Origin of the sequence: Variovorax sp. N23, assembly GCF_025486315.1 — a bacterium.
GTDB lineage: Bacteria > Pseudomonadota > Gammaproteobacteria > Burkholderiales > Burkholderiaceae_C > Variovorax.
The window spans coordinates 45,689-55,425 of the sequence record NZ_JAOOPY010000023.1; the positions used below are offsets into that span (position 1 = coordinate 45,689).

Annotated in this window: 6 protein-coding genes and 1 tRNA gene; 5 read left to right on the top strand and 2 right to left on the bottom strand. The window is 66.8% G+C overall.

The features are described 5' to 3' along the window. The first annotated feature begins 4 nt into the window (after window positions 1-4). From N8A90_RS24310 to N8A90_RS24330, 5 genes are all read left to right on the top strand, one after another. A complete protein-coding gene (locus N8A90_RS24310) occupies window positions 5-4,084 on the top strand; it encodes a translocation/assembly module TamB domain-containing protein (RefSeq protein ID WP_262077843.1) in 4,080 nt (1,359 codons plus the stop codon). Between the two features lie 28 nt (window positions 4,085-4,112). Beyond that, window positions 4,113-4,187, top strand: a tRNA-Arg gene (locus N8A90_RS24315). A gap of 174 nt (window positions 4,188-4,361) precedes the next feature. After that, on the top strand, window positions 4,362-5,585 hold the full coding sequence (locus N8A90_RS24320) for a tyrosine-type recombinase/integrase (RefSeq protein WP_262077844.1): 1,224 nt from the start codon (window positions 4,362-4,364) through the stop codon (window positions 5,583-5,585). After that, window positions 5,582-5,884 (top strand): hypothetical protein, encoded by a 303-nt coding sequence (locus tag N8A90_RS24325; protein ID WP_262077845.1) that lies wholly within the window; start codon window positions 5,582-5,584, stop codon window positions 5,882-5,884. Before N8A90_RS24320 ends, N8A90_RS24325 begins: the two co-directional genes overlap by 4 nt. An 880-nt stretch (window positions 5,885-6,764) precedes the next feature. Further along, entirely contained in the window at window positions 6,765-6,968 is a 204-nt protein-coding gene (locus N8A90_RS24330) for a hypothetical protein (RefSeq protein WP_262077846.1), read from the top strand. 993 nt (window positions 6,969-7,961) lie between these two features. Here the strand turns inward: N8A90_RS24330 and N8A90_RS24335 are convergent. Beyond that, the gene (locus N8A90_RS24335) at window positions 7,962-8,429 is read right to left on the bottom strand and encodes a hypothetical protein (protein ID WP_262077847.1); all 468 of its coding nucleotides are present in this window, start codon (window positions 8,427-8,429) and stop codon (window positions 7,962-7,964) included. Between the two features lie 2 nt (window positions 8,430-8,431). Further along, window positions 8,432-9,145 carry a hypothetical protein gene (locus N8A90_RS24340; RefSeq protein WP_262077848.1) on the bottom strand — a complete coding sequence of 238 codons (714 nt, stop codon included), beginning with the start codon at window positions 9,143-9,145 and terminating at the stop codon, window positions 8,432-8,434. Window positions 9,146-9,737: the final 592 nt, after the last annotated feature.

The following is a 9,737-nucleotide window of genomic DNA, read 5'->3' on the forward strand; positions in this document are numbered from 1 at the left end:
CCGCATGCAGCCGAACGAAACGCCCACCCCGCCACCGCCGCGACGCCGGTCGCGCGCGCGCCGCGTGCTGCGCGGGCTGGCATGGGCCTTCGCGACGCTCGTCGTCCTGCTGATCACGATCGGCGCGGGTGCCTGGTGGTGGCTGGGCTCCGACCAGTCGCTCGCCTATGCGCTCGCCAAGGCCGCGCGCTACATGCCGGCCGGCCAGACGCTGCAGAGCCGCGATGTGCGCGGCTCGCTGCGCACCGGCGGACGCATCGGCTACCTGCAGTGGCAGAGCCCCACGCTGTCTGTCGAAGTGCACGATGCCGCGATCGGCTGGACGCTCAAGCCGCTGTTCCAGCGCAAGGTGCAGCTGGGCGAGGTCGTCGCCAAAGAGGTGCTGATCGAGCGCCGCGGCCCCGCGCCCGACACCAGCGCGCCGCTGCAGCCGCTCGCGCAACTGGTGCTGCCGGTGGATGTCGACCTGCCCTTTCGCATCGGCACCGTCCGCTGGGCCGGGCCGCCGGTGGTCGAGGCGAAGAACCTCGCCGGCCACTACGTCTACGCACAACGCCAGCACACGCTGAACGTCGATGGCGTCGACCTGGCAGACGGCCACTACAGCGCGCGCGTCGGGCTGCAGGGCGACGCGCCGATGGCGCTCGACCTGGCGCTCGACGGCCGCGTGCGCGCGCCGTTGGCCGAAGGCCGCAGCATCGATGTGCTGGCCACCGCCACGGCCAAGGGCACGCTGGCGGGTGCCGACGCCCGGCTGGCCATCGCCGCCGACCTGAAGCCCGCCGAGCAGGACGCCACCGCCCCCATGCAGGCGCAGTTGCAGGCCCACATCGCGCCGTGGCAGCCGCAGCCGGTGATCGACGCCAACGCCGACCTGCGCAACGTCGACCTCGCGCGCCTCTGGCCCACCGCCCCGGCCACGCTGCTGAGCGGCCAGGTGCTGGCCGGCCCCGGCGCGGCCGGCAGCGGCGTGCAGTGGCAGGCCAGCGCCGACATCCGCAACGCCCTGCCCGGCCCGTGGGACCAGGGCAAGCTGCCGGTGGAACGCGTCGAGGCCCGCACCACCTACGACGGCACCACCTGGACCGTGCCCGGCGCCACGGTGCACACCGGCGGCGGCCGCATCGACGCCGAAGGCGACTGGAGCCCGGCCCCGATGCCGTGGGCCGTGCGCGCCACCGTGCGCAATGTGCAGCCGGGCGCCCTGCACACGCAACTGGCCGGCGCACCGGTCGGCGGCAAGGCCGAGGTCGAGCAGCGCGACGGTGCGCTGGCCTTCGACGTGGCGTTGCAGGCGCAGGGCACGGCCGGCAGCGCCGCGCTGCAGGGCCTGCGGCTCGACCGCGTCGTGGCGCAGGGGCAGTGGAAAGACGAGGTGCTCGACCTGCGCACGCTGCGCGTCGAGGCGGCGCAGGCCAGCGTCGCCGGCACGCTGCAGGCCCGCATCGCCGAACGCGCCGGCAGCGGCGACCTGAAGCTGGTGCTGCCGGGCGGCAATGCACAGGTCGCCGGCCGCATCGCGCCGGCGCAGGGCCGCGGCCAGATCGACGCACAGATCGACAACGCCGCCACGCTGCAGCGCTGGGTCGAAACGCTGCCCGGCCTGGGCAAGGTCTTCGCCGGTGCCAGTGCCGAAGGCAGCGCACGCCTGGACGCCCGCTGGGACGGCGGCTGGGAAGCCGTGCAGCGCCGGCTGCAGAACGCGACCACCCCTGCGCCGCGCGGCACCGCCGAGCCCACCGTGCAGGCCACGCTCACCGTGCCGCGGCTCGATGTACGTCTGCCTGCGGCACCGGTGCCCGCCGGCAGCGTGCCGCCCCCGCCGGCCCTGCCCGTGCAGTTGCGCGGCCTGCGCGCCGAGCTGTCCGGCAGCCTGGCGCAGGCCACGCTGGCGCTGCAGGGCGAGGCGACCCGCGGCACGCAGAAGATGACGCTCGACACCCGTGCCAGCGGCGCGCTCGAAGGCGCAGGCCGCTGGCGCGCGGCGCTGGCCAGCCTGCGCGTGCAGGCACAGGACAGCACCCGCCCCGGCCCATGGACCGTGGCGCTGAGCGCGCCGCTCGACGCCAACGTGCGCAGCACCGCCGGCGGCATCGAAGTCGACACCTCCGCCGGCGGCGCCACGCTGCAGGGGCCGGTGCCCGGCACCGTGCGCATCGACTGGGCGCCGGTGCGCTTCCGCCAGACCGGTGCCACCGGGCAGCGCGCCTTCCGCCTGCAATCGAAGGGCCGCATGCAGGGCCTGCCGATGGCCTGGGCCGAGGCCATGGACAGCAACAGCTCGCTCGCCAGCATGGGCGTGACCGGCGACCTGATCTTCGACGGCGACTGGGACATCGAGGCCGGCGACGCCCTGCGCGCCGACCTGCGCCTGGCGCGCCGCAGCGGCGACATCCGCGTGCAGGCCGGCGAGGCCGCGCTCGTCACCCGCATCGAAAGCCGCGGCACCGGCGCCAAGAGCGAGATCAAGATGGTCACCAGCACCGGCAACATCGAAGGCCCGAGCACGCCCGCCGGCCTGCGCCAGGCCGAGCTGCGCCTTGAGGCGCGCGGCGAATCGGTGCAGGCCAGGCTGGTGTGGGACAGCCTGCGCGCCGGCAGCATCGACGCGAACATCGGCACCCGCGTGCTGCAGCGCGACGGCGGCTGGCAGTGGCCGGCCGATGCGCCACTGACCGGCGCGGTGAAGGCGCGCATGCCGAGCCTGGGCGTCTGGTCGATGCTGGCGCCGCCGGGCTGGCGCGTCGCCGGCACGCTCGACGCCGACGCCACGCTGTCGGGCAGCCGCACCGAACCGCGCTGGAACGGCACGCTGGCGGCCGACCAGCTCGCCCTGCGCGCCCTGGTCGAAGGGCTCGACCTGCGCGACGGCCGGCTGCGCGCCACGCTGTCGGGCACCCGCGTCGACATCACCGAATTCACGCTCAAGGGCGGCCGCGGCAGCAGCGCACGCATCGCCGGCCAGAGCGGCAACGTCAGCACCAGCGCGAGCGAAGCGGCACGCGACGGTGGCACGCTGTCGGCCACCGGCCAGATGAGCTGGCGCGCGGTGCCTGCCGGCAGCAGCGCCTCGGGCATCCGCATGGACCTGCGCGGCCAGCTGCGCAGCCTGCGCCTGCTGGTGCGCTCCGACCGGCAGATCACGGTGTCGGGCGACCTGCAGGCGGGCCTGGCCGACGGCCAGTTCACCGTGCGCGGCAAGATCGACACCGAGCGCGCCGTGATCATCCTGCCCGACGAGAGCGCGCCCAGCCTGGGCAGCGACGTGGTCGTGCGCTCCGCCGCCAAGACCGCCGAAGCCGCTGCCACCGCGCAGCGCGACGCCGCCCGCGCCACCGCAGCCGCCGCCAAGCCGCAGACGGCCAAGGCGCCCGACGTGGCCGTGACCTTCGACCTGGGCAAGGACTTCGCCGTGCAGGGCCGCGGCATCACGACCCGGCTCGAGGGCCAGCTGGACATCCGCAGCACCTCGCTCACCGCGCCGCCGCGCATCACCGGCGAAGTCCGCACCGTCAAGGGCCAGTACCGCGCCTACGGCCAGCAGCTCGACGTCGAGACCGGCCTGGCGCGCTTCAACGGCCCGGTCGACAACCCGGCGCTCGACATCCTGGCGATCCGGCCGAACATCACGCAGCGCGCCGGCGTGCAGATCACGGGCTCGGCCCAGTCGCCGCGCGTCAAGCTGTATTCAGAGCCCGTGCTGTCGGACGTCGAGACGCTGTCGTGGGTGGTGCTGGGCCGCGCGTCGGCCAGCAGCGGCGGCGAATCGATCCTGATGCAGCAGGCCGCCCTTGCCCTGCTCGGCGGCCTCGGCAAGGGCGGCTCCGGCGGCAGTCTGGCGAGCCGGCTGGGCCTCGACGAGATCGGCTTCAAGGGCCCCTCCGCTGGCGGCGAACTGCGCGAGTCGGCCGTCACCCTGGGCAAGCGCCTGTCGAGCGACTTCTACGTCACCTACGAAAGCAGCCTGGCGGGCATGCTGGGCACGATCTACATCTTCTACGACCTGACCCAGCGCCTCACCCTGCGCGGCCAGGCCGGCATCCAGAGCGGCGTCGACCTGATCTACACGCTGAAGTACGACTGACGAACTGCTAAAGTCGCGGCTGCCCAGCGTCCTCGTAGTTCAATGGATAGAACGGGGTCCTCCTAAGACTCAGATACAGGTTCGATTCCTGTCGAGGGCACCAAAGGCCCGGTTTACCGCGCATCACCAAGCATCAGAAGCCCGCACGCTCCCCGGCGTAGCGGGTTTTTCTTTGCGTCACCCCGTCGTACGGCGTAGCATCCAATCTCAAAGAAATACCGTTACTTTTCCCGGTATCCCAAAAAGGCCGGCGACGGGATACCGTCAAGGAGCATCAATGGCGCTTACAGACACATTCGTTCGGCAGGTCAAGGCGACAGAGAAGGCCATCGGGGACAAATACGCCGACGGTGGAGGGATGTACCTGCTGGTGAAGGCAGCCGGGAAGTACTGGCGGATGGACTACTCGTATGCCGGCAAGCGCAAGACGCTGGCGCTGGGCACCTATCCCGAGGTTTCGCTGGCCAAGGCTCGCGATCGTCGGGCAGTAGCCCGCGAACTACTCGCCGACGGCACCGACCCAAGCGCGGCGAAGCGCGCTGAGAAGCAAGCGCGCGCTAACTCGGCTGCAAGCACGTTCGAGGTTGTCGCTCGCGAATGGCTCTCCAAGACGGCGGCCAAGCGCAAGGCGATCACTCAGGCGAAGGTGAAGACCTGGCTGGAGAAGGACGTTTTTCCCTTCATCGGCAGCCTGCCGATATCAGCCATCGGGCCGCGCGACATCCTTGAGCGCGTCGTGCGAAAGCTCGAGGCACGAGGAGCGATCGACACCGCTCACCGGATCAAGCAGCTTTGCGGCCAGGTGTTCCGGTTCGCTGTGGTGTCCGGGCTTGTGGAACGCGACGTGACCTCGGACTTGCGCGAGGCGCTCGCAGTGAAGGCCGGCAAGCACTTCGCAGCGATCACAGAGCCCACGCCCGCGGGCGGCCTCATGCGCTCCATTCATGTGTACAGCGGGCACCCCTGCACCGTGGCAGCTCTGAAGCTTTCGCCGCTGGTGTTCGTGCGGCCTGGTGAACTGCGCACGGCCGAGTGGGCAGAGTTTGATCTGGACGGCGCCGAGTGGCGCATTCCCGGATCCAAGATGAAGATGAAGGTCGACCACATCGTTCCGCTATCGGCCCAAGCTGTGGAGATCCTCCGTGCGCTGCATCCGATTTCCGGCCACGGACGCTATGTGTTTCCCAGCATCAGGACTGGCGAGCGCCCGATGAGCGAAAACACGATCAATGCCGCCTTGCGCGGCATGGGCTACAGCACGGAGGTTCACACCGCACACGGCTTCCGAGCAATGGCGCGGACCATCATGGACGAGGTGCTTGGAGAGCGCGTCGACTTCATCGAGCACCAGCTCTCGCACATGGTGAAGGATGCCAACGGCCGCGCGTACAACCGCACTGCCCACCTCCCTGCGCGCCGCGAAATGATGCAGCGTTGGGCCGACTACCTCGACAAGCTGCGGATCGGCGCCAAGGTGATTCCGATCAGCCGAGCCGCATGATGCTTGGCGCAGTTCCTCTTCGGGTTGCGCTGTCCGTGCTGGCATTGGCGGCGCTATCGGGTTGTGCGGCGCACTACACCTCGGCATCAACCGCAGAGCCCTACGGCTTCTTCTCCGGCATCTGGCATGGCGCCATCTTCTTCTTCGCTGCGATCGGCAACCTGATTTCATGGGTGCTCGGGTTTGTCGGCATTTCCTTCCTCGATTCGGTCGCGATCATCGGCCGCCCCAATACCGGCTCCAGCTATTACTTCGGGTTCGCGCTGGGCCTTTGCGCCTACGGCGGCGGCGCAAGATAGCCGCCAGCGGCACGCACTGGAACGATGGCCATCACTTCGACTGCCCAAGAGACTTAGCCAACCACAAGCCTATCGCGGTTGCGCCCTACTAGTACTCGCAGTGCCCGCGGGCCTCGTGATGCTTTCCGCGTTCGGCCCAGCCTTTCGATCCTGTTGCTCTTGAAGAACAACCAGAGTCACGACCCACGAGAGGAGCAAGACGAAGAGGCCGGCGAGTCTCACCTTCCGGATCGACAGCCGGGCGCCCCATTGGCGAAGTAGATGCGCGGGCGGAATGGCCATCATTGTGTGATGAGCCAACCCCGCTTTTGCTTCTAACTCCCGAAGCCTCGCGATCCGAACTGATGAGAACCACGATAGCCTCGACGAAACCATGAGCCAGTAGGCGTACAACAAAATAGAGAAAACCCCGAGGGCAGGAGCGACTCTCGGAAACTGCGCCGCAACGGCGACAGCTCCAAACGAGAGAGGCAAAACCGTCGCCGCAGCTTGATAGATGATCGTGTCGTCGTTTCGAGCCCACAAGCCAAGCTCTTGGTACTCAAGGCGTTCGTCGGCGGTGAGGCTGCCGACTGACTCGGCCGCATCAGTCACCGCCACTCCCCCCGCTTCGCTGCACGACAGGTTGAAGTTGGGCAATCAATACCTTTCTCCGGACTCGCTCGAAAGGTCAGGCCCTCGAAACTCCATAGGCGTATCGTCAAACGTAGCTCCTCTGAATACCTAGCGTCCGTGCCAATCGGACTGCAAGCCTGGGGCTTGCGTTCGACCCAGGCATCACTCATTCGAATGATGCGGCTGGGACAACCCGAGAACCGTCATACGCTGGCTCTCTGAGATCGAGCACACCTTCGGCTCGCCCGATGGCCGAGGCGCGTGGATGCCATGGAGCCTCGAGAACATGGAGATGCTGGTGGCTATCCAGCAGGCCGGCGAGATTCTGATCGAGGTCATCGAGCCGCTGGTGCACGCACACGTCAAGACCGTCGAGCGCGGCTGCGTGTTGGTCTGCGGGCAGGAGGAACAGGTAGGCCAGGCGCCGAACGTGACGCAGGTCTCGTGGTGCAAGCCGATATGCAGTTAGCGATCTCCCGAGAACGGCACGACAGCTCCGAGTGTTGCGCAGGTCGCGGGACGTGAAGTATTGAGCAGCAAATCCGTCAGCCGCTGCTGGGCTGAGGCGTTTGCGTAGTCACGGGGCGATTCGCTTCTCGCTGCCCCACTACTGGTATCGGACGATGAATCGCAATTGCACGGTCGAGTTGGGTTCAGTTGCGCCCGGGCGCACCTCAAACGATCCCGTCTCGCCATCCGAACTGGCCCCTTTAGTCGCCACTACACCGAGTCTGCCGAACGCGCCTGGCGGGCTCTCGCGTTCCACGTTCCATTGCAGAGGGCCAAATATTCTCCGGCCAGGAGGAATCGTGATTGTGCAGACCCCATTGTTGTTGGAATCTACAAATACGGTTCCTGCCACTGCAGGATGGTGGATGTTGAACTGAACCGTTTGGGATGCGACAGTGACGCCATCGTCCGCATTGGTCTGGATGGGGAAGAGGTCCTGCTGTGGGTTGTAGCACCTCATGGTTGAGGTTTGGGCGTTAGCGAACAACGGCGCGCTGCACAACATGGCAGCCCACAAGAAGGTCGTGCGTATATTCATGATAATTCCTGGACAGGGCGCCGTTGAGTGAGCCAGCGGCCAAGGGGCCGGCGCTCAGTCCCGCTCCAAGTTGGCAGCAGGTCTCCAGCTACATTAGCGAGTGCTTAAGCCGTTGTCTGCTTAGCTAAAGGGCGTATCTCGACCCAGAATTTACGAGCGAACGCGATGGCCTGATGAGCTTGGCCAGGGATGTTCAGCCGCTGGCCCTTGCAATAGCGCAGACGCCCCACGGTCCTTTTGCGAGACACGGTCCGTTGCGTGCGGCCGCTCGTTGCTCTGGCTCTGGCTCTGGCTCTGGCTCTGGCTCTGGCTCTGGCTCTGGATAAACGACACATCGATCGCGCCGCGAAGCATCGCATGCAGCTCTACCATCGTTTGCTGGGGCCTGGTCCGGCCGGTGAGCTGCCTACCGTCTCAAGTAGCAAGCCAATTCTGAGTTTTCCGGGCCTTCTGCTCAGCCCTCGCTTGTGCGCGCTCTTTCAGTTCCGCGTAGGTCGAAGCGGAAATCACACCGCCGCTCGGGTTTTTTATCAGAGGGTTCGTCACCACTGCGAAGTACGTCGCTGGGTGCCGGCGACCAGCTCCGCGAAAGATTTGCACTGTCATGCCTGCGTGCGAGTACTCCTCGATCACCTGGTCGCGATCTGAAGGCTTGGAAGACGGGGGTCGAGCGTCCGGGCCATTGCGAGCTGGAGGCGATTCACCGAGTGCCAACGCAATCGCCTGGTCGGCGACGCTGTAGAGCTTCACCTCCATAACCTGAGCGCTCAGCCCCACCTGTATGGCGGAGGCGAGCGCGACCTGCGTAGCCTCGAAGCTGCCCACATCCGTTGCAGAGACATTAAATTGAACGAGCGCGACGAAAGTGTGCTGCTCGGACATAGCTACTGAGGGTCGAAGCCGAGCTTCGCCAGCCGCGCAGGCATCGGGTCAAGCTCGAGGACAATTCGATTCGCCTGTGCGATCCATGAAGCACTAACCTGACTTGGCACCGCGCCAGCCATAGCTTCCTCAAGAGAGGCGACATATTCGCGAGTATCGCGCGCTCTTCGCCACTGCTGCGCCTCCGAAATCAGTTCGTCGCGGTGTCCCTGCTCTAGAAGCCTCTCTGCTTCGGCGACTGCGGCCTTCTGCCTGAGCGTGGCCTGCTCGGCCTCGTACAGCACGCGTCGGGCTGCCCTTGCCTCCTGAAACCGACTGTCGACGCGGAACACGACGACGGCGCGATACAGCCTTGGAAAAATTTCGTGGAGCCGATCTTGCATCGGCGCATTGAGTGCATCGAGGATCTCGAATGCGCCCCCGCCGCGGCGCTCGAGCACAAGAACCAGGCGGTTGGTGGGAACCCTGGTCTTGTAACCGGACTTGGAAAGACCCTCGTCTTGACGCTCCCGAATCGCAAAGGACACTTGCGCCCCTTGTAAATAAAGCTCGAACCGCTCGGATCCTTCCGAGACTTCACAGGTGCAACCTCGGCTTTCGGCCGCCCACAGCACAGCGTTTGCGGCCGCGAGCGCGCGACCCAGCGTCAGGCTGGTCACCTTAAGGCAGTGAGACTTGTGGCGCGGCACGAGTAATCCGTGGTTGGCCGCGAGCATTGCACCCCAGTCCGGCCCTCCAGACCGAGCACGCCGGGCCGTCGCGACGTTTTCATGTTGTTCCTGGAGGAGCGCCTCCCGAAGTGGAGCTAAGACAGGGTGCCACTTACGCGGGGCCGGGATAAATTGCACTGCGCGTTGCGGGCTGCTCTCAAGAGCGAGCTGTGCGCGAAGCCACTCAGCGTCTTCCGGCCGCTCGTACTCATTGATGCTTCCAGATCCTCGGGGCGGCGGGCTGCTGCGGACCGTAACCCGAGCGGCATCGACGGGAAGTGGAGGACGTTCAATCAATTGCCCTGCCGCCCGCCGCGCCCAGTAGCCGCGCTCAGGCAGCGGAATGTCCATCGCCTTGCAGACCTTCCGAAGACCGTTGTCCGAAAGCCCGTACTTAGGTCCGAGCCGAGACAGCGGCGCACTCCAGACCTCTTCGTACAGTTGCCCACGCTCAAACTCGATTGCCATAGCTCGCTCCAAAGGTCGCAGCGTGAGTTTGCTCGTCGCCCGGGCGGCTGTACTGAATCGCCCCGGCATTCGCGGAGGCTGTTTGGTTTAAGTCAGGCCGTCACCGAGATGGCCTGACTGGCGAGTTGCC